The organism is Streptomyces sp. NPDC050085, from assembly GCF_044460595.1.
Classification (GTDB): Bacteria; Actinomycetota; Actinomycetes; order Streptomycetales; family Streptomycetaceae; genus Streptomyces.
Map to the genome: position 1 here is coordinate 621,695 of NZ_JBITJZ010000004.1, position 17,980 is coordinate 639,674.

General features: G+C 70.6%; 20 protein-coding genes. 13 read left to right on the forward strand and 7 right to left on the reverse strand.

Annotation, left to right across the window (positions count from 1 at the left end):
• Positions 1–9: 9 nt before the first annotated feature.
• From ACIBUY_RS19025 to ACIBUY_RS19045, 5 genes are all read right to left on the reverse strand, one after another.
• Positions 10–738 (reverse strand): hypothetical protein, encoded by a 729-nt coding sequence (locus ACIBUY_RS19025; RefSeq protein WP_399153113.1) that lies wholly within the window; start codon positions 736–738, stop codon positions 10–12.
• On the reverse strand, positions 735–1,301 hold the full coding sequence (locus ACIBUY_RS19030; protein WP_399153114.1) for a hypothetical protein: 567 nt from the start codon (positions 1,299–1,301) through the stop codon (positions 735–737). Before ACIBUY_RS19030 ends, ACIBUY_RS19025 begins: the two co-directional genes overlap by 4 nt.
• A gap of 81 nt (positions 1,302–1,382) precedes the next feature.
• On the reverse strand, positions 1,383–1,895 hold the full coding sequence (locus ACIBUY_RS19035) for a hypothetical protein (RefSeq protein ID WP_399153115.1): 513 nt from the start codon (positions 1,893–1,895) through the stop codon (positions 1,383–1,385).
• A 79-nt stretch (positions 1,896–1,974) separates the two neighbouring features.
• Positions 1,975–2,799: a DUF4328 domain-containing protein gene (locus tag ACIBUY_RS19040; RefSeq protein WP_365577902.1), complete on the reverse strand. Its 825-nt coding sequence runs from the start codon at positions 2,797–2,799 to the stop codon at positions 1,975–1,977.
• A gap of 106 nt (positions 2,800–2,905) precedes the next feature.
• Positions 2,906–4,507, reverse strand: coding sequence for a glycoside hydrolase family 20 protein (locus tag ACIBUY_RS19045; RefSeq protein WP_399153116.1), 1,602 nt, complete (start codon positions 4,505–4,507; stop codon positions 2,906–2,908).
• Positions 4,508–4,904: 397 nt separating this feature from the next.
• On the opposite strand from ACIBUY_RS19045, the gene ACIBUY_RS19050 reads away from it, so the two are divergent.
• The 6 genes from ACIBUY_RS19050 (at position 4,905) to ACIBUY_RS19075 (ending at position 9,747) form a co-directional block, all read left to right on the forward strand.
• Positions 4,905–5,387 carry a 2-oxo-4-hydroxy-4-carboxy-5-ureidoimidazoline decarboxylase gene (locus ACIBUY_RS19050; RefSeq protein WP_399153187.1) on the forward strand — a complete coding sequence of 161 codons (483 nt, stop codon included), beginning with the start codon at positions 4,905–4,907 and terminating at the stop codon, positions 5,385–5,387.
• Between the two features lie 149 nt (positions 5,388–5,536).
• Positions 5,537–5,917, forward strand: coding sequence for a succinate dehydrogenase, cytochrome b556 subunit (gene sdhC / locus ACIBUY_RS19055; protein ID WP_100594758.1), 381 nt, complete (start codon positions 5,537–5,539; stop codon positions 5,915–5,917).
• A gap of 8 nt (positions 5,918–5,925) precedes the next feature.
• Positions 5,926–6,429 carry a succinate dehydrogenase hydrophobic membrane anchor subunit gene (locus tag ACIBUY_RS19060; protein ID WP_399153117.1) on the forward strand — a complete coding sequence of 168 codons (504 nt, stop codon included), beginning with the start codon at positions 5,926–5,928 and terminating at the stop codon, positions 6,427–6,429.
• A 19-nt stretch (positions 6,430–6,448) separates the two neighbouring features.
• The gene (gene sdhA / locus ACIBUY_RS19065) at positions 6,449–8,203 is read left to right on the forward strand and encodes a succinate dehydrogenase flavoprotein subunit (RefSeq protein WP_365577896.1); all 1,755 of its coding nucleotides are present in this window, start codon (positions 6,449–6,451) and stop codon (positions 8,201–8,203) included.
• The gene (locus ACIBUY_RS19070; RefSeq protein ID WP_365577894.1) at positions 8,203–8,970 is read left to right on the forward strand and encodes a succinate dehydrogenase iron-sulfur subunit; all 768 of its coding nucleotides are present in this window, start codon (positions 8,203–8,205) and stop codon (positions 8,968–8,970) included. The genes sdhA and ACIBUY_RS19070 overlap by 1 nt, the downstream gene beginning before the upstream one ends.
• Positions 8,971–9,123: 153 nt before the next feature.
• A complete protein-coding gene (locus ACIBUY_RS19075; RefSeq protein ID WP_365577892.1) occupies positions 9,124–9,747 on the forward strand; it encodes a Uma2 family endonuclease in 624 nt (207 codons plus the stop codon).
• On the opposite strand, the gene ACIBUY_RS19080 is transcribed toward ACIBUY_RS19075, so the two are convergent.
• Entirely contained in the window at positions 9,734–10,177 is a 444-nt protein-coding gene (locus ACIBUY_RS19080; protein ID WP_365577928.1) for an Lrp/AsnC family transcriptional regulator, read from the reverse strand. The genes ACIBUY_RS19075 and ACIBUY_RS19080 overlap by 14 nt on opposite strands.
• 94 nt (positions 10,178–10,271) lie before the next feature.
• On the opposite strand from ACIBUY_RS19080, the gene ACIBUY_RS19085 reads away from it, so the two are divergent.
• From ACIBUY_RS19085 to ACIBUY_RS19110, 6 genes are all read left to right on the forward strand, one after another.
• Positions 10,272–11,198: an SMP-30/gluconolactonase/LRE family protein gene (locus ACIBUY_RS19085; protein ID WP_399153118.1), complete on the forward strand. Its 927-nt coding sequence runs from the start codon at positions 10,272–10,274 to the stop codon at positions 11,196–11,198.
• A 44-nt stretch (positions 11,199–11,242) separates the two neighbouring features.
• Positions 11,243–11,659, forward strand: a complete 417-nt coding sequence (locus ACIBUY_RS19090) for a VOC family protein (protein ID WP_365577888.1) — start codon at positions 11,243–11,245, stop codon at positions 11,657–11,659.
• 123 nt (positions 11,660–11,782) lie between these two features.
• A complete protein-coding gene (locus ACIBUY_RS19095; protein WP_365577886.1) occupies positions 11,783–12,190 on the forward strand; it encodes a hypothetical protein in 408 nt (135 codons plus the stop codon).
• A gap of 35 nt (positions 12,191–12,225) precedes the next feature.
• Positions 12,226–12,714, forward strand: a complete 489-nt coding sequence (locus ACIBUY_RS19100; RefSeq protein WP_399153188.1) for a thiol-disulfide oxidoreductase DCC family protein — start codon at positions 12,226–12,228, stop codon at positions 12,712–12,714.
• 69 nt (positions 12,715–12,783) lie between these two features.
• Positions 12,784–13,413, forward strand: coding sequence for a TetR family transcriptional regulator (locus ACIBUY_RS19105; RefSeq protein ID WP_399153189.1), 630 nt, complete (start codon positions 12,784–12,786; stop codon positions 13,411–13,413).
• A gap of 53 nt (positions 13,414–13,466) precedes the next feature.
• Positions 13,467–14,639 carry a D-alanyl-D-alanine carboxypeptidase gene (locus ACIBUY_RS19110; protein WP_365577880.1) on the forward strand — a complete coding sequence of 391 codons (1,173 nt, stop codon included), beginning with the start codon at positions 13,467–13,469 and terminating at the stop codon, positions 14,637–14,639.
• Positions 14,640–14,649: 10 nt separating this feature from the next.
• Here the strand turns inward: ACIBUY_RS19110 and ACIBUY_RS19115 are convergent, their stop codons facing one another.
• The gene (locus ACIBUY_RS19115; RefSeq protein ID WP_365577926.1) at positions 14,650–17,079 is read right to left on the reverse strand and encodes an MMPL family transporter; all 2,430 of its coding nucleotides are present in this window, start codon (positions 17,077–17,079) and stop codon (positions 14,650–14,652) included.
• A 163-nt stretch (positions 17,080–17,242) separates the two neighbouring features.
• On the opposite strand from ACIBUY_RS19115, the gene ACIBUY_RS19120 reads away from it, so the two are divergent.
• The gene (locus ACIBUY_RS19120; protein WP_365577878.1) at positions 17,243–17,980 is read left to right on the forward strand and encodes a response regulator transcription factor; all 738 of its coding nucleotides are present in this window, start codon (positions 17,243–17,245) and stop codon (positions 17,978–17,980) included.

Genomic DNA, 17,980 nt, shown 5'->3' on the forward strand with positions numbered 1-17,980 from the left:
GGGCGGCGACTACACGGCCTGCCCGTCCTGCTCGCCCGCAGCGCCCCCATCGCCCCCATCGCCCGCCTGCGGCGAGACCGCCACGAGGCGCCCGCTCGTGAGACCCTCGGCGGTCAACTCCAGCTGCACCACTGGGCAGTTCTCGATCTGGTTCGTGAACTGCGGCGTGCACGCGTTCAGCTTCGTCAACTGGTGCCCCGGGCAGACGGCGCCGGCCGGAAGGTCGACGGACAGGTACACCTCGCGCTCCCGCGTGAAGCGGTAGCCGCCCCGCGCGTCGGGCCGTACCTCCTCGGGATTGTCCGGTTCGGGCGCGCCGATGTCCGGTTCGACGAGGACGCGCACGGCGAGGCCACGGGCGCTCGCGGTAGGGCCCTCGCCGTGCGGGGCGTACACGTCGACGGCCGCCCGCATCCCGCTGAGCCGCAGCGCCTCCGGCCCCGGGTCGAGGTGTGCGGACACGGTGAACCGGGCGCTCCCCCCGACGCGCGGCCCGGGGTCGTAGGACCCGAAGGAGCCGATGCTCAGCCGCGGGACGCCCTCGGCGCCGGCCACGGACCGCCCCGGCGCCCCCTCGGCACACCCGGGCACGTCACTCAGCCCCAACTCCTTCGCCCAGCGGCCTTCTTGACTCTCCACCGGCTCGCTGGGCCACACCACCCCGAACGCCACGACGACGGCAACGGCCGCGGCCCACGCCCAGGCACGCCACGAACCGCGCCCCACTTCGTACGTCACGCCCCACTCCTGGCCCGCCGCGACACCACGGCCCGCAGCACCCGCCGCCCCTCCGTCGACACGTCCCGCGCCTGGCGCAGCCCACCCGCACCACCGCTCGACAGGAGCGTCAATATCCTTGTCTGGCGCCGCAGTTCGGCCGCGACCAGGGGCGACATCCCCTCCGTGCGGCCCTCGCGCCGCGCCGCGACCCCGCCTCCGGCGTCACCGGCGGCGTCCAGCATCCGGTGCACCTGCAGCGCGGCCACCGAGCAGGCGTCGGCCCACTCCCGCCAGCCGCCCGCGCGGGCCTCGGGCGGTGCGGCCCCGGCCATCCGCCGCACCAGCTCCGCGGCCTGGTCGCGGGCGTCCCCGAGGTCCAGGAGGTCCAGCACGCCCCGCACCGCGGCGAGGCTTGCACCCCACTCCTCGCCGCCCTCCGCGAGGCACGTCCACAGCGGCCGCAGCACCTCGTCGTCGCCCGCGTCCGCGCCGAGCAGCGGCAGGCACCGGTCGAGGCAGCCGAGCGCGCTCACGGCGAGCCCGCGCTCGTCGGCCTGCGCGATCAGTTCCACCAGGCTCATCGACGTACGCCTCCCGGACCCCGGACCCGACAATTCCCCTTCAGGACTACGGGACTTACAGCGCCGGGACCGCCCCGGGCGTCACATCGACGCCACGCCGAGCCGGTCGAGGAACCGGAAGAACAGCTCCTCCGCCGACGGCTGCGCCTCCGCCCTGAGCACGTCGAGCAGCAGCTGCGCCTGCACCGTCCGCCCGCACTCCGCGGCCCAGGCCACCGCCCGCTCGGCGGCGTCCGCGGGCGGCAGGAAGTAGTCCTCCAGGGAACGCTCGTCGCCGCCGATGTACCCGGTCATCGCGGAACGCCCCAGACAGGCCGTCCACCCGCCGCTCTGCGGCGCGGCCGCCTCGACGACGGCGCACCGGCTGTCCATGACGTACGCGAACAGGGCGGGCGAACCGGTCTGTGCGGCAAGGGAGTTCATGCTCCCCACGTCCCGCGCCTGCTCCCCGCCCCCGCCGGGGCACTCCCACACCTGCCAGCCCGCGGCCCGCTCCTCCAGGAGCATCAGCTCGTCCCGCACCCCGCCCAGGGCCTCGAGCTCCTTCAGCGGACGCTCGCTTCTGGCCACCACGTAGTAGCCCCAGTAGCCCATACCGTGCCCCCGTCCCCGTCCCTGTTGTCCTGGCCGAATACACCACAGCGGTAAGGGACTTCGCCACCAAAAACGCGAACTAGGCGACCTGCGGGTGCGCGGCCGTCACCTTCTGGTTCTGCAGCCGGGTCAGGGAACGTACGAAGACGATCGCCGCGCCGGCGCTCACGATGTCGAGGACGTCGCTGAACATCACCACGCCCGTGGCCGTCCTGGCCTCCGCGAGGGTTTCGGCGTTGCTGTACATGCTCCCGGCGAGCCGCCCCACGAGCATGTTGCCCAGGAACAGGAACCACCACGTCTCGACCACCATGGACGTGCTCTGCCCACGGTCCGGTTCCAGGCCGCCGGCGCTGGCGTGCCAGCTGTCGAGCGCGATCCGGCGCGGAAACCAGAGGGAGACGACCGGCACCAGGAAGCCGAATATCGCCCACGCCCTCGCCTTGCTCTGCCCTTGCGGCGCGAAGACATGGGCGTTGTCCCGTACGCGCAGGAACCACGCGATGAAGCCGATGGCGGTGACGATCAGCGCCCCCGTCTGAGCGCGGCCGGCCAGGATGTACAGGTCTTCGGTGTGCGAGGCGTCCGCGTCGTAGACGGCCGTTCCGTCCATCAGCGCGGACACCATCCGGTACTCGGCGATCCCCGCCGCCACCGCGCCGACATCAGCCAGGACAACCAGGCCGAGCAGCACAGTGGCAACCGTGGCGAGCCCGTTCGGCGACCGCAGCAGCGCCCAAGCGGCTCTCGGGTCGTACGTCGCACCCTGCGCGGCCGCCACGGGCGGCGCGACCGGCAGCCCGGCCGGCGGGTCGGCGCCGAGCGTGCCGCTCTCGTCCGCGCACTGCGCGCACAGCCCGTCCACGAGCAGCCCGTCGTTCTTCTTGCATCGTTCGCACAGCACAGCTGCGCCCCTCCCCGAAAACACCGCGGATGATCCGGCCCCCCCGGCCGCGCGGCCTCCGGAAGATAAGGCTCCGCCGACCGCGCTGTCTACTCGAATCCGCAGGTCAGCCGCCCAGACGCGCCGCCAGCTCGACGAACTGCGGCCAGGTCAGCTCGGGCGTGCCCGGATCCCACAGCTTCTGCGCCGTCGCCCGCAGCGGCATCCGCACGCCCTGGGCGACCTGCGCCTGGGTCTGCGCCTGCGCGAGGTCGCACCACACGGCGAAGGTGCCGCCGAGGATCTGGCCGTCGTACTTCGCGGGAACCGGGGTGGTGCCGCGCACGACGCGCGGCGTCCAGCTCTCGTAGATCCGCCGGCCGGTCGGGTAGACGAAGGTGTTGGGCTGGCCGAGGACGTAGTACAGGTACTCGTCGTTGTAGTTGGTCAGCCTCCGCCCGGCGCTCAGGTACGAGACGGGCTCGCGCGCCCCGATCTCCTTGCCGGTCCAGTACGCGACTTCGAGGTCCTTGTCCGCGCCGACGGCACCGCCCGCGTAGAACCCGTCGTTCCACGCCTTCAGGTTCCGGTCGTACGGGGCCATGGTCTTCGCCCGGTCGTTCAGCCAGCCCTGCGCGAGGTCCTGCACGCGCGCGTTCGCCCCGTACTTCTGGCGTGCGGCGGCGGCGAGCTGCGGGTAGGAGGCCTCCGGGCTGCGCACCGTCAGCGCCCGGTACTCGTCCCCGCCCAGATGCCAGTACGCGCCCTTGAAGAGCCCCGCGTACTCCTTCAGCAGATCGTCCACGATCTTCGCGGCGCCCGGCTTGGAGATGTCCACGGCACCGCGCGCGGGCACCCCGCCGACGTTCCGCAACTGCAGCTCGGGGTGGGCCTCGATGACGGCGCCGAGGTGTCCCGGCGAGTCGATCTCGGGCACGACGGTCACGTGCCGCTCGGCGGCGAGCGACAGGATCTCGCGCACCTGCGCCTTGCTCAGGTGGTCGGCGGAGACGACCTCCGGGTGCGTGTCCGACTCGATCCGGAAGGCCTGGTCGTCGGAGAAGTGCAGCCCCAGCTGGTTGTACTTGAGGTCGCCGATCTCCCGGATCCGGTCCTTGATCCAGCCGGCCGTGAAGTGCTTGCGCGCGATGTCGACCATGAACCCGCGCTGCGCCTTGGCGGGTTCGTCCGCGACCACGCCCTCGGGCGCGGTGCCGCCGTCGTGCACCTCCTGCTTGAGGGTGCGCGTCCCGTAGAACACCCCGGCCTCACCGGGTCCGACGATCCGCACCCGGCCGCCCTGCACGGTCATCCGGTACGACTCGGGGTTCGCGCCGCTCGCCCCGCCGAGCGCCAACTCGACGTCCCCGGGCCCGGCCTCGCCCTCGCCCCCGTAGCCGAGCCCCAACTCGTCGGCGACCAGCCGCCCCTCGTCGGCCAGCTTCCCGTCCCCGACCACGACCCGCCCGCCGTCCGGCTTCCACCCGGGCCCGTGCGCCGGGGTGAAGTCCCGCACGGCGGGAATCGTGCGCGGCGGCGACGACAACGGGTACGACCGGCTCGGCGAGGGCGTGGGCGTGGCCGACGCGGCGGACTTCCCGTCGGACGGCGCCGCCCCCGAGGGACTCCCGCCGTCCGACGGCCACAGCACAGCGGTGAGCACCACGGCCCCGGCCGCCACGACCCCAGCTCCGGCGAGCAGAACCTTCCGCTCTTTCTCCACGAACAACCCCGATCAAGTTCAGCGCCCTGAAGGGGCGCGGGGAACTGCGCGACCAGCCACAACGGACCGTCAGACGCCACCCCAACAGGTCAGGCCAACAGCGCCAAGGCGAAACGTCCACCCCCGGCCCGCAAACTTCCCGTCCGAGTGAAATTCGCGCATCCGTCGGACACCCGCAATCAGCCATCGCTACCGTTGCGCCACAAACACCGCACAGACATCGCACAGACACCGCACCGCCCCCACCTGTCCCCGCTGTCCCCGCTGTCCCCGCCCGGAGGCATCCCTGCCCGCGCACCGCGCCCCTCACGTTCCCGGCCGCCTGCCCATACCGGCACAGGCCACGCCTTCGGGGGGACTCGCCCACTTCAACGCGCTGCCGCAGGACGCCGCCGAGGCCGCGCTGCGCACCTGCTGCGGCAGCAGCGCCTGGGCGCTCCGGCTCGCCGACCACCGCCCCTACCCGGACCTCGACGCGCTGCTCGCCGCGGCCGACGAGGCGGCGTACGACCTGAGCCCCGACGACCTCGCCGAGGCCCTGGCCTGCGAGGAGTTGGCCCGGCCCGCGGGCGCCGACGCGTACACGGCGGCGTACACCGCACTGGCCGCGGCGCACAGCGCGTACCGCGCGAGCTTCGGTCACGCCTTCGTGGTCTGCCTGGACGACATCGCCCCGAGCGAGGCGCTCGACCACCTGCTCGCGGCCCTCCACGCCCGCCTCGGCAACGACGCGGAGGAGGAGCGGGTGCTCGCCGCGGAGGAGCTGCGCCGACTCGCCCGGGGCCGCATTACCCGGCTTGTCCGGAATCTTCCGCCCGGTCGCTCCCAGGTGTCCGACTCAGCACGGCAGGAAAGCGTCGGCAATAGCCCGTACGTGCCTGTTTGATTGCCTGTTTGATCACACCAGTGGCCCCCGGGCGAGCGAGCCGACAACTCGTCGATACGATGACGAGCGGCCGGTGGACCGTACCCGGCCGGGCCCGACCGACACCGAAGCCGGCGCGGCCCTAGTCCCCGCTCCCGGAGGGTTCTTCCGTGCCGGCTGGAACGCTGTACCGCGGCCGGGAAGGCATGTGGTCGTGGGTGGCTCATCGAGTCACCGGTGTCCTCATTTTCTTCTTCCTGTTCGTACACGTCCTGGACACCGCTCTCGTCCGCGTCTCCCCGGAGTCGTACGACGACGTCGTTTCCACTTACAAGACGCCGATCGTCGCGCTCCTTGAGTACGGCCTCGTCGCCGCCATCCTCTTCCACGCGCTCAACGGCCTGCGTGTCATCGCCGTCGACTTCTGGTCGAAGGGCCCGCGCTACCAGAAGCAGATGCTCTGGACCGTCGTGGGCATCTGGGTCGTCCTGATGGTCGGGGCCCTGTACCCCGTCCTCGGCCACGCCGTCCGTGAACTCTTCGGGAGCTGAGGCCAGACATGTCTGACACCACCCTCACCAAGGACTCCGGTTCCTCCGGCGTCGGCCCCGTCGAGGGCGCATCGCTCGATGCCCTCTACAACGCTGACAACCCGGCCCCGTACATCGAGGCGCCGCGCAAGCGCACCTCGAAGACGGGCAAGGGCAGCCGCGGCAACTTCGAGATGGCCGCATGGGTGTTCATGCGCCTGTCCGGTGTCGTCCTGGTCGTTCTCGTCCTCGGCCACCTGTTGATCCAGCTCGTGCTCGACGGCGGCGTCTCCAAGATCGGCTTCGCGTTCGTCGCGGGCCGCTGGGCGTCCCCGTTCTGGCAGGGCTGGGACCTGCTGATGCTGTGGCTCGCGATGCTGCACGGCGCCAACGGCCTGCGTACCGTCATCAACGACTACGCCGAGCGCCCCCAGACCCGCCTGTGGCTCAAGGGCCTGCTGTACGCCGCGACGGTCTTCACCGTCCTGCTGGGCACGCTGGTGATCTTCACCTTCGACCCCAACATCCGTTAAAGCCGAGGCGAGCGAGAACGTGAAGATTCACAAGTACGACACCGTCATCGTCGGCGCCGGCGGCGCGGGCATGCGCGCGGCCATCGAGTCGACGAAGCGCAGCCGCACCGCCGTGCTGACCAAGCTCTACCCCACCCGCTCCCACACGGGCGCCGCGCAGGGCGGCATGGCCGCCGCGCTGGCCAACGTGGAGGAGGACAACTGGGAGTGGCACACCTTCGACACGATCAAGGGCGGCGACTACCTGGTCGACCAGGACGCCGCCGAGATCCTGGCGAAGGAGGCCATCGACTCGGTCCTCGACCTGGAGAAGATGGGCCTGCCGTTCAACCGGACGCCGGACGGCACGATCGACCAGCGCCGTTTCGGTGGACACTCGCGCAACCACGGTGAGGCCCCGGTCCGCCGGTCCTGCTACGCCGCGGACCGCACCGGCCACATGATCCTCCAGACGCTGTACCAGAACTGCGTCAAGGAGGGCGTGGAGTTCTTCAACGAGTTCTACGTCCTCGACCAGCTGATCGTCGAGGAAGACGGCGTCAAGAAGTCCGCGGGCGTCGTCGCGTACGAGCTCGCGACCGGCGAGATCCACGTCTTCCAGGCCAAGGCGGTCATCTACGCCTCCGGCGGCACCGGCAAGTTCTTCAAGGTGACGTCGAACGCGCACACCCTGACCGGCGACGGCCAGGCCGCCTGCTACCGGCGCGGAATCCCGCTGGAGGACATGGAGTTCTTCCAGTTCCACCCGACCGGCATCTGGCGCATGGGCATCCTCCTGACGGAGGGCGCCCGCGGTGAGGGCGGCATCCTCCGCAACAAGGACGGCGAGCGCTTCATGGAGAAGTACGCGCCGGTCATGAAGGACCTCGCGTCCCGTGACGTCGTGTCCCGCTCCATCTACACGGAGATCCGTGAGGGCCGCGGCTGCGGTCCCGAGGGCGACCACGTCTACCTCGACCTCACGCACCTCCCGCCGGAGCAGCTCGACGCCAAGCTCCCGGACATCACGGAGTTCGCGCGTACGTACCTCGGCATCGAGCCCTACACGGACCCGATCCCGATCCAGCCGACCGCGCACTACGCCATGGGCGGCATCCCGACGAACGTCGAGGGTGAGGTCCTCGCGGACAACACCACCGTCGTCCCCGGCCTGTACGCCGCCGGCGAGGTCGCGTGCGTGTCCGTGCACGGCGCCAACCGCCTCGGCACGAACTCGCTGCTCGACATCAACGTCTTCGGCAAGCGGGCCGGCATCGCGGCCGCCGAGTACTCCCACACGGCCGACTTCGTCGAGCTCCCGGAGAACCCGGCGTCGCTGGTCGAGGAGCTCGTCGAGCACCTGCGCAACTCCACGGGCACCGAGCGCGTCGCGGTGATCCGGGGCGAGCTGCAGGAGTGCATGGACGCCAACGTGATGGTGTTCCGCACCGAGCAGACGATCAAGACGGCGGTCGAGAAGATCGCGGAGCTGCGCGAGCGCTACCGGAACGTCTCGATCCAGGACAAGGGCAAGCGGTTCAACACCGACCTCCTCGAGGCCATCGAGCTGGGCAACCTGCTCGACCTGGCCGAGGTCATGGCGACCTCCGCCCTCGCCCGCAAGGAGTCCCGCGGCGGTCACTACCGCGAGGACTACCCGAACCGCGACGACGTCAACTTCATGCGCCACACCATGGCGTACCGCGAGGTCGCCGACGACGGCACGGACTCGATCCGACTCGACTACAAGCCGGTCGTCCAGACCCGCTACCAGCCGATGGAGCGTAAGTACTGATGGCTACTCCGACCATGGACAAGCTGGAGGCGCTGGAAGCCGACTCCACGTCCTCCCACCTCATCACCGTCACCTTCCGCGTCCGCCGGTTCAACCCGGAGGTCTCGGCGGAGGCAGTCTGGGAGGACTTCCAGCTGGAGATCGACCCGAAGGAGCGCGTGCTCGACGGTCTCCACAAGATCAAGTGGGAGCTCGACGGCTCGCTGACGTTCCGTCGTTCCTGCGCGCACGGCATCTGCGGCTCCGACGCGATGCGCATCAACGGCAAGAACCGCCTGGCGTGCAAGACCCTGATCAAGGACATCAACCCCGAGAAGCCCATCACGATCGAGGCCATCAAGGGCCTCACGGTCCTCAAGGACCTGGTCGTGGACATGGACCCCTTCTTCCAGGCGTACCGCGACGTCATGCCGTTCCTCGTCACCAAGGGCAACGAGCCGACGCGCGAGCGCCTGCAGTCCGCCGAGGACCGCGAGCGCTTCGACGACACGACGAAGTGCATCCTCTGCGCCGCCTGCACCTCGTCCTGCCCGGTGTTCTGGAACGACGGCCAGTACTTCGGCCCGGCCGCCATCGTGAACGCCCACCGCTTCATCTTCGACTCGCGTGACGAGGCCGGGGAGCAGCGCCTGGAGATCCTCAACGACCGTGACGGCGTGTGGCGTTGCCGCACGACCTTCAACTGCACGGACGCGTGCCCCCGCGGCATCGAGGTCACGAAGGCGATCCAGGAAGTGAAGCGCGCACTGATCACGCGCCGCTACTGACACTTCTTGTCGTACGAGGGTGAGGGCCCCGTTCCCGGATTCGCTCCGGGGGCGGGGCCCTCACTCGTACCGGTGAACGGCTCGGATCCGGACGTTCGGGTCCTGACCGGCCTACGATGATGCTCTCGACACCAGCCCTCAAGGAGGCACGCGATGTCCGCTGCATCCGTCGAGCAGTACTTCGACGACGACAAGCCGTTCTCGCTCACGGCCATCGCCGACGAGATCATGGAGCGCCATCCGGGCTACCGCGTCGAGATCATCGGAGGACACCTCCTCGTGACCCCCTCACCGGATGCCCCCCACGCCCGGGCCCTGACCAAGCTCATGCGCCCGTTCATCGCCGCAGGACTTGACGACGACGGCACCGAGGTCCTCCAGAACGTGGGCCTCTGGCTGCCCACCGGTGCCGAGGACTACGCCATCCCCGACCTCGTGGTGGTCGACGCCGACATCGACGACCACTTCGTCGAGAACAACGCCTACGACCCGGTCTGCTTCCGGCTGGTCCTGGAGGTCACCTCCAGCAACTGGAAGGACGACCTGAAGACCAAGGTCGCCGCCTACGCCGAGGCCAAGGTTCCGGTCTACGTCATCGTCGACCGCAAGCACCAGCGCCTGCACGTGCTCACCGATCCCTCGGGCAACGAGTACGCCAACCACCGCGTGCACGCCCCGGGTGAGAGCGTCGCCCTCCCCGATTCGATCGGCGCCCCGGTGACCGTCGACGTCGAGGCCCTGCTCAAGGCCGCGGCCCGCCGGGTCAAGCCCGAGTAGCCGTCACCCCCCGCTCGAAGAACGTCTCAAGCACCACCGTCGCCTGCGTTCCGCTCACCCCCTCGATCCCGTACAACCGCCGCAGCACGTCCTGCAGTTGCTCCGTCGTCGCCGTTCTGACCTTCACCAGGACCGAGGCGCTGCCCGCGATGACATGAGCCTCCACGAGCTCCGGGATCGCCGCGAACTCCGCCGCCGATTCGCCCATCCAGGCCGACGAGTCGACCATCACGTACGCGAGGACGCCGTGCCCGAGCGCCGCCGGGTCGACGTCGATCGTCGTGCGGCGGATGACGCCCCGCTCGCGGAGCTTGCGCACGCGCTCGTGGGCGGCGCCCGCCGAGAGGCCGACCTCCTTGCCGAGTGCGGCGTAGGCCGTCGTCGCGTCGCGCTGGAGCGCCGCGATCAGCTTGCGGTCGATGTCATCCACGATCTGCCCGATCTCCATGGCGTAACCGTATCTCGTTCTGTCATAGTCAGGTACAGCTGAACGAGATTCCGTTTCGAAGCCTTGGAGGGTTACCGTGTCCATAGAGCGCGTCCCCGTCTCGTACGACATCCTCGACGACCGCTTCCGCACCGAGAAGTGCGCCAGCGGTGATCACTTCTTCGAGGTGCTGCACACCGGCGGGCGCTGGGTCGAGGGGCCCGTCTACCTGCCCGCCTGGCGGCAGGTCGTCTGGAGCGACATCCCGAACGACCGACTGCTGCGCTGGGACGAGACGACGGGGACGGTCGGCGTCTTCCGGACGAACGCCGGATACGTGAACTGCAACGCGCCCGACCGCGAGGGACGGCTGATCCACTGCGAGCAGGGCAATAGGCGCGTGACCAGGACCGAGCACGACGGGACGATCACCGTGCTCGCCGACCGGTGGCAGGGCAAGCGGTTCAACAGCCCGAACGACGCCGTGGTGCGGTCCGACGGGTTCATCTTCTTCTCCGACCCGGATTTCGGGATCACCAGTGACTACGAAGGCTTTCGCGGCGAGTCCGAGATCGGGGCGAACAACGTCTACCGGATCGACCCCGCGAGCGGTGAAGTGACGCTCGCCGCCGAGGGGTTCGGGGCGCCGAACGGGCTGGTGTTCTCGCCCGACGAGAGCCAGTTGTTCGTGTCCGACACGCGGGGCGGCGCCCTCCGCGTCTTCGACGTCCGGGACGACGGGACGCTCTCCGACGGCAAGGTGTTCGCCGAGGCGAAGGACGGGCTCGGCCGGTTCGACAACATCCGGTTCGACGACCAGGGGCACCTGTGGGCCGCGGCCATGAGCGGCGGCGTGCACTGCTACCACCGCGACGGCACCCTGCTGGGGCGCATCCTCACGCCCGAACCCGTCGCCAACATCGTCTGGGGCGGCCCCAAGAACAACCTGATGTTCCTCGCCGCCTCCACCTCCCTGTACTGCATGATGACGACCGTCACCGGGGCGCCACGGATTCGACGCTGAAGCGCATTGCCATGATTTGCCTGTTGCATGGCTAATCTGACGGTATGTCACAAGATGCAGGCCTGGAGATCCTCGGCTTCGACAACGCCCTGCTGCCCGTCGGCGACCTGCCCGAGGCCGTCGCCTTCTACGAGCGCGTCGGGTTCCCCGTGAAGTTCCGCCTCGACGAGGCCGGGATCGCGCTCCTCGGCGTCGGCAAGGAGACGCCGGGGCTGCTGCTGCGCGCCGAAGAAGAAGGGGCCGGGTTCGGGCACCGGCCTCCGGCGTGGCCCGCGGCGCGCCTGTGGCTGGAGGTCCCGGACGCCCGGGCGGTGGCCCGCTCCCTGGCCGCCGCGGGCGTCGAGCCGATCGATCCGCCCTTCTCCACCTCCACCGGGTACGTCGTCGAGATCGCCGACCCGTGGGGCAACGTCATCGGGTTCACCGACTACCTCAAGCGCCCCGAGCTCGCCCGGAACTGACGCCATCGAGCCGACTCGGGGTGACCCCCGTCACGTACGACAACTCTCGCTTGAACGTGTTCAAAAACAGGGCTACCTTCATCCCTGTCAGCGTTTTTGAACGCGTTCAAGGAGGGGTGGGGCATGGACCTCACAGTTGTCGCCTACGTCGTCTACCTCGTCGTCAGCATCGGCCTGACCATCTGGGTGGCGCGCACCCTGAGCCGTAACGGAAGGGTCTTCCTCTCCGACGTACTGCACGGGAACGAGAAGCTCGCCGATGCCGTGAACCACCTGCTGGTGGTCGGCTTCTACCTGGTCAACCTCGGGTTCGTCGCCCTCTACCTGAGCAGCGACGAGGAGATCGTCAGCGCCCGCGAGGTCTTCGAGGCCCTGTCGACCAAGCTCGGTGTCGTCCTGCTCGTGCTCGGCGTGATGCACCTGGGCAACGTCTATGTCCTCAACAAGATCCGGCGGCGCGGTGTCCTCGAGAAGGAGCAGCAGCCGCCGGTACCGCCGCAGGGGTGGGCCGCTCCGGTCGCCGGGGCGTGACAGCGGTGGGAAGCACGGGGGAAGCGGGGGAAGTGGTGGATCGGGGCGCCCGGGGGGACGTCCCGGTCCGCCGGCTGACCGTGCTGTACGACGCTCAGTGCCCGCTGTGCACGTTCGTCCGGGGCTGGCTGGGCCGGCAGCGGCAGCTCGTGCCGCTGGAGTTCGTGGCGGCGGGGAGCCGGGAGGCCCGGCAGCGGTACCCCGGGATCGATCATGCCGCCACGCTCGGCGACATCACCGTCATCGGGGACGGCGGGCAGCTCTACCGGGGCGGCGCCGCCTGGGTCGTGTGCATGTGGGCGCTGCGCGAGCACCGGGTCACCGCCCACCGGATGTGCACGCCCGCCGGGATGAAGGTGGCCAAGCAGATCGTGCTCGGCGTCGCGAAGTACCGCGAGCGGCAGTTCGGCGGCGGCGCGTACCGCAGGCAGGACGGGTGGACGTACGACCGGAGCATCGGCTGGACGTACCTCCCGGCGAACGATCCGGCCGCCTGTGACAGTGGCTGCCGCGTGGGCGATTAGGCTCGTGGTGTGGCTGGAGAGAAGACCGTGAAGAGCGAGCAGACCCGGGCGCTCATCCTGGAGACCGCGATGCGGCTGTTCCGGGAGCGGGGGTACGACAAGACCACGATGCGTGCCATCGCCCAGGAGGCCGGGGTCTCCGTCGGCAACGCGTACTACTACTTCGCGGGCAAGGAACATCTCGTCCAGGGGTTCTACGACCGGATCGCCGCCGAGCACCAGGCGGCGGTCCGGCCCGTGCTCGACACGGAGACCGATCTCCAGGCGCGGCTCGCGGGGGTTCTGCGGGTGTGGCTGGAGATCGCGGAGCCGTACCACGAGTTCGCGTCGCAGTTCTTCAAGAACGCGGCGGACCCGGATTCGCCGCTCAGCCCGTTCTCGGCGGAGTCGGAGCACGCGCGCGAGGCCGCGATCTCCGTGCACCGGGAGGTGCTCGCCGGGTCGAAGGCCAAGGTTCCGGCCGAACTGGCGCAGATCCTCCCGGAGTTGATGTGGCTGTCCCAGATGGGGCTCGTGCTGTACTGGGTCTTCGACTCGTCGAAGGACCGTGAGCGCAGCCGCCGGCTCGCCGAGCGGGGGGCGGCGCTCACGGCGCGCGGCGTGGCGCTCGCCCGGTTCCGGGTGCTGCGGCCGCTGGTGCTCGAGGTGCACGAGCTGTTCATCGACTTCCTGCCGGGGATGACGCGCTCCCCCTCGTAGCCGCGGGCGACCCCTCTTACCTTTGCCTCAGCTTGGGCCGGTACGGTCACGGGATGCCCGGCACACCCTCGTCCCCACGATCGCCCCGGTTCAGCCGCCGTGCCGCCCTCGGCATGGGCCTCGGTACGGCCGCCGCCCTCGCCCTGCCCGCGCAGCGCGCGTCCGCCGCGAGTGCCGTCGGCGGCGAGCGGCTCGCCTCGTCCGGGGTCCAGGTGCGGCTCGGCTCGGGGGCGCCGAAGCTGCCGAAGCTGAACGCGCGGTCCTGGCTGATCGCCGACAACGACAGCGGCGAGGTGCTCGCCTCCTTTGACGCCCACCGCGCGCTGCCGCCCGCCTCCACGCTGAAGATGCTGTTCGCGGACACGGTGCTGCCCTCGTTCGCGCATGACCTGAAGCACAAGGTGACGGCCGAGGACCTGGCCGGGATACCGGCGGGCTCCAGCCTCGTCGGCATCCAGGCCGGGACGACGTACACCGTGCACCAGCTGTGGCAGGGCGTCTTCCTGCGCTCCGGCAACGACGCGGTGCACGTGCTGGCCCACATGTACGGCGGCGTCGACAAGACGGTCGCGGCGATGCAGGCCCGCGCCGAGGACCTGCAGGCGGGCGACACCCATGTGGTCAGCCCCGACGGCTTCGACCACCCGGGGCAGCTCTCGTCCGCGTACGACCTCACGCTGTTCGCCCGCGCGGGCCTCAAGAACGACGACTTCCGGGGCTACTGCGCCACGAAGACCGCCGACTTCCCGGCGGGCGGCAGGAAGACGTTCCAGATCCAGAACACCGACCGCCTGCTGACCGGGCAGGGCGTGGCCGCGTACGAGGGGCTCATCGGCGTCAAGAACGGCTACACCTCGCACGCGGGCAACACCTTCACCGGCGCCGCGACCCGCGACGGGCGCACCCTCCTGGTCACCGTCATGCACCCGAAGTCCGGCTACGAGGCGGTCTACGAGGAGACGGCCGCGCTGCTCGACTGGGGCTTCGCGGCAGGCGACAGGGCGAGCGCGGTCGGCGAGCTCGTCACGCCGCTGAGCGAGCAGCCGAAACGCTCGTCGGCGTCGCCCGCCGCCGGCGCCTCCGCCGCGCGCCCGGTCGCCTCCGGCGGTTCGCACGGCGACGACTGGGCGCTCGGCGGTTCGGCCGCTCTCGCGGCCGTGGCGGGCGGCGGCCTGTGGGCGCTGCGGCGGCGGGCCAGGCCGTCGGGCCGCCGGCGCCGGGCCTGAGAGACGGGCCCTAGGGTGTCGCGTCCACGTCGTCCGGCAGCTCCACGTCGTACACGAGCGGTTCGTCCCCGACCGTGATGTGCCGTGCCACCGGCGCCTGTTGACGGTCCGTCACCACCAGGACGTACGCCCCGGGAGCGGGCACGGAGACGATGTACGAGCCGTCCGCGAGGGACGTCACGCGGTCGAGCTGTCGGCCGCCCCGGGAGATCAGGGTGACCGCCGCGTCGGCCAGCGGGCCGCCGTCGAGGGTGCGCAGGAAGCCGTGCACGACCGTGGTGCCGGACGCCTCGGTGCGCGGCTGCGGCACGGGCGGCGCCTGCGGGGTCTCGCGGGGCTCCACCGCCAGGTGCGGCAGGCGGCGTTCCAGCCCCTTCGGCAGCCACCAGTTGGCACGGCCGAGCAGGTGCATCGCGGCCGGGACCAGCGCCGTGCGCAGGACGAACGCGTCGAGGGCGACCGCCGCCGCGAGGCCGATGCCCGCCATCGCGCCCTCCATGTCGCCGCTGAGGACGAACGCGGAGAACACGCAGACCATGATCAGGGCCGCGCAGTTGATGACGCGGCTGGTCTCGGCGAGGCCGACGCGGACGGAGCGCGCGTTGTCCTTCGTGTGCACCCATTCCTCGTGCATCCGGCTCACCAGGAACACCTGGTAGTCCATGGACAGGCCGAAGAGGAGCGAGAGCATGATCACGGGGAGGAAGGCCGTGATGGGTCCGGACTTGCCGAGGCCCAGCGCCTCCGCTCCCCAGCCCCACTGGAAGATCGCGACGAGCACGCCGAACGAGGCCGCGGCCGCGATCAGGTTCATCAGCGCCGCCGTCAGCGGGACGACGAGCGAGCGGAACGCGATCAGGAGCAGCAGGAAGCCGAGCGCGATGATCGTGCCGATGAAGTACGGGAGCCGGTCGCCCGTCACCGACGCGAAGTCCTTGAAGACGGCCGTCACGCCGCCGACGTGCGCCTCGACTCCGGCCTGCGGGATCACGTCGTCGCGCAGCCGGTCGATGAGGTCGTCGGTGTCGGCCGACTGCGGTGACGTCGTCGGGACCACCTGGACGACGGAGACGCCGTGCGCGGGCGGCGCCGCCGCGACCTGCGCGACCCCTTCGGTCGTACGGATCCTCGCCACGAGCGCGGAGGCGTCCGCGCCGCCCGGCACGACCACCTGGAGCGGGCCGTTGAAGCCGGGCCCGAAGCCCTCGGCGAGCAGGTCGTAGGCCTGCCGGGTCGTCGTCGACTTCTTGTGGTTGCCCTGGTCGGTGGCGCCCAGGCGCAGCGACAGGACGGGGATCGCGAGGACCAGCATGACGACGACGGCCGCCGCGCCGATCGTCCGCGGCCTCTTCTGCACGTACGAGGACCAGCGCGCCGCGAGTCCGCTCGCCTCGGGCGACTCGGGCCCCTGCGCGGCGAGTTTGCGGCGCTGGCGGCGGCTGAGGACGCGCGGGCCGAGCAGGCCGAGGAGCGCGGGCAGCAGCGTGACCGCGGCGAGGACGGAGAGCACGACCGTGAGGGACGTGGCGATGACGACGCCGTCGAGGAAGCGCAGGTTCATCACCAGCATGCCGGCGAGGGCGATGCAGACGGTGCCGCCCGCGAACAGGACGGCGCGGCCTGAGGTGTTGAGGGCCTGGACAGCCGACTCCTCGGGTTCCAGGCCGCGTTGGATGCCGCGCCGGTGCCGGGTGACGATGAAGAGGGCGTAGTCGATGCCGACGCCGAGCCCGATCAACGAGCCGAGCAGCGGGGCCACTTCGGGCACGTTCGTGACGTGGCTGAGCAGCATCGTCGTCATCATGCCGGTGCCCACGCCCATGATCGCGACGACGATCGGGAGCACCATCGCGAACAGCGAGCCGAAGGCGAGGAAGAGCACGACGGCCGCGGCCACGATGCCGACCGCCTCGGACAGACCCTGCGGCGGCTCCTGGATCCGGGTGATGGCCTGGCCGCCCAACTCGACCTGGAGACCGCTGCGTTCGGCGGCCTGCGCGCGGTCGACGACGTCCTGGACGAGCTGCTTGGGCACGTCGTTGGCCTGCTCGGTGAAGGTCACCTGCGCATAGGCGATGGTGCCGTCCTTGCTGATCTGCGCCGCGCCCTGCGGGTTCCCGTACGGGCCCGCCACCTCGCCGACGCCCTTCATGGCGGCGATCTCCTTGAGCGCGGGCTCGATCCGGGACCGCACCGCCTCGTCGCGCACGGAGCCCCGGGCGCCGTCCGTCGCCTTCCACACGATGGTGTCGGTGTCGCCGGAACGCTCCGGGAACGCCTTCGCCATCAGGTCGTACGCGGTCTTCGAATCGGTGTCGGGCAGGGAGAAGACGTTCGAGTAGTCGGTCCCTGCCGCCGTGCCCGTGGCCCCGAGGCCGAACAGCGCCCCCAGCCACAGCACGAGGACCACAAGCCGGTGCCGAAAGCACCACCGTGCCAATGTCGTCACGTGCTCGCTCCTTGTCGATGCGTCGGCGTCCCCCGGGCGTCGAGCCTCAGCATCCGACGCCGGGGCTGCCGTTGGCCGTCCGCCACCATGACTCTCAAGGAACTCCAAGGAGGCCGGAGGTCACCGGTGCCGGGCGCGCGCCGATACTGGGCTCATGACGGTCAACGGCACGGACCCTGAACAGGAAACCCCCGAACACGCGACCGCCACGGTGCTCGTCGTCGAGGACGAGCCGAGCATCGCCGACGTCCTCGCGATCGCCCTGCGCTACCACCGCTTCCAGGTGATGACCGCGGGCACCGTGCGGCGCGCCCTCGCGCTCGCCGAGCGGACCAGGCCCGACGCGGCGCTGCTCGACATCATGCTGCCGGACGGCGACGGCCGCGCCCTCGGCCGTGAACTGCGGCTGCGACAGCCCGAGTTGGCGCTCGTCTTCCTGACCGCGCGGGACTCCCCCGCCGAGGTCGTCGGCGCCCTCGGCTTCAGCGACGACTACATCACGAAGCCGTTCAACGTCGACGAGGTGATCGCCCGCGTCCGGGCCGTGCTGCGCCGCACCCGGCGGCCCGCCGACGTCCTGCCGCAGCGGCCGCCGCTGACGTACGGGGACCTGGAGCTGGACGAGACCACGTACACCGCCCAACGGGCAGGGCGGGCCGTGCAGTTGACGCCGACCGAGTACGCGCTCCTGCGCTTCCTCGTGCGCAACGGCGGCCGGATCGTGCCGAAGGAGCAACTGCTGCGGCACGTGTGGCAGTACGAGCACGCGGCCACCGCCGAGTCGACCGTCGTCGAGACGTACATCAGCTACCTGCGGCGCAAACTCGACGCCCTGGGGCCGCCGTTGATCACGACGCGGCGCGGCGTCGGCTACGGGCTGGCCGCGCTGTGA

Bases quoted from the DNA above. Each gene is read 5' to 3' on its own strand.
- ACIBUY_RS19120 (WP_365577878.1), top strand. From the start codon at position 17,243: ATGACGGTCAACGGCACGGACCCTGAACAGGAAACCCCCGAACACGCG.
- ACIBUY_RS19105 (WP_399153189.1), top strand. From the start codon at position 12,784: ATGCGGCTGTTCCGGGAGCGGGGGTACGACAAGACCACGATGCGTGCC.
- ACIBUY_RS19060 (WP_399153117.1), top strand. From the start codon at position 5,926: ATGTCTGACACCACCCTCACCAAGGACTCCGGTTCCTCCGGCGTCGGC.
- ACIBUY_RS19090 (WP_365577888.1), top strand. From the start codon at position 11,243: ATGTCACAAGATGCAGGCCTGGAGATCCTCGGCTTCGACAACGCCCTG.
- ACIBUY_RS19095 (WP_365577886.1), top strand. From the start codon at position 11,783: ATGGACCTCACAGTTGTCGCCTACGTCGTCTACCTCGTCGTCAGCATC.
- ACIBUY_RS19070 (WP_365577894.1), top strand. From the start codon at position 8,203: ATGGCTACTCCGACCATGGACAAGCTGGAGGCGCTGGAAGCCGACTCC.
- ACIBUY_RS19110 (WP_365577880.1), top strand. From the start codon at position 13,467: ATGCCCGGCACACCCTCGTCCCCACGATCGCCCCGGTTCAGCCGCCGT.
- ACIBUY_RS19035 (WP_399153115.1), bottom strand. From the start codon at position 1,895: ATGGGCTACTGGGGCTACTACGTGGTGGCCAGAAGCGAGCGTCCGCTG.
- ACIBUY_RS19030 (WP_399153114.1), bottom strand. From the start codon at position 1,301: ATGAGCCTGGTGGAACTGATCGCGCAGGCCGACGAGCGCGGGCTCGCC.
- ACIBUY_RS19075 (WP_365577892.1), top strand. From the start codon at position 9,124: ATGTCCGCTGCATCCGTCGAGCAGTACTTCGACGACGACAAGCCGTTC.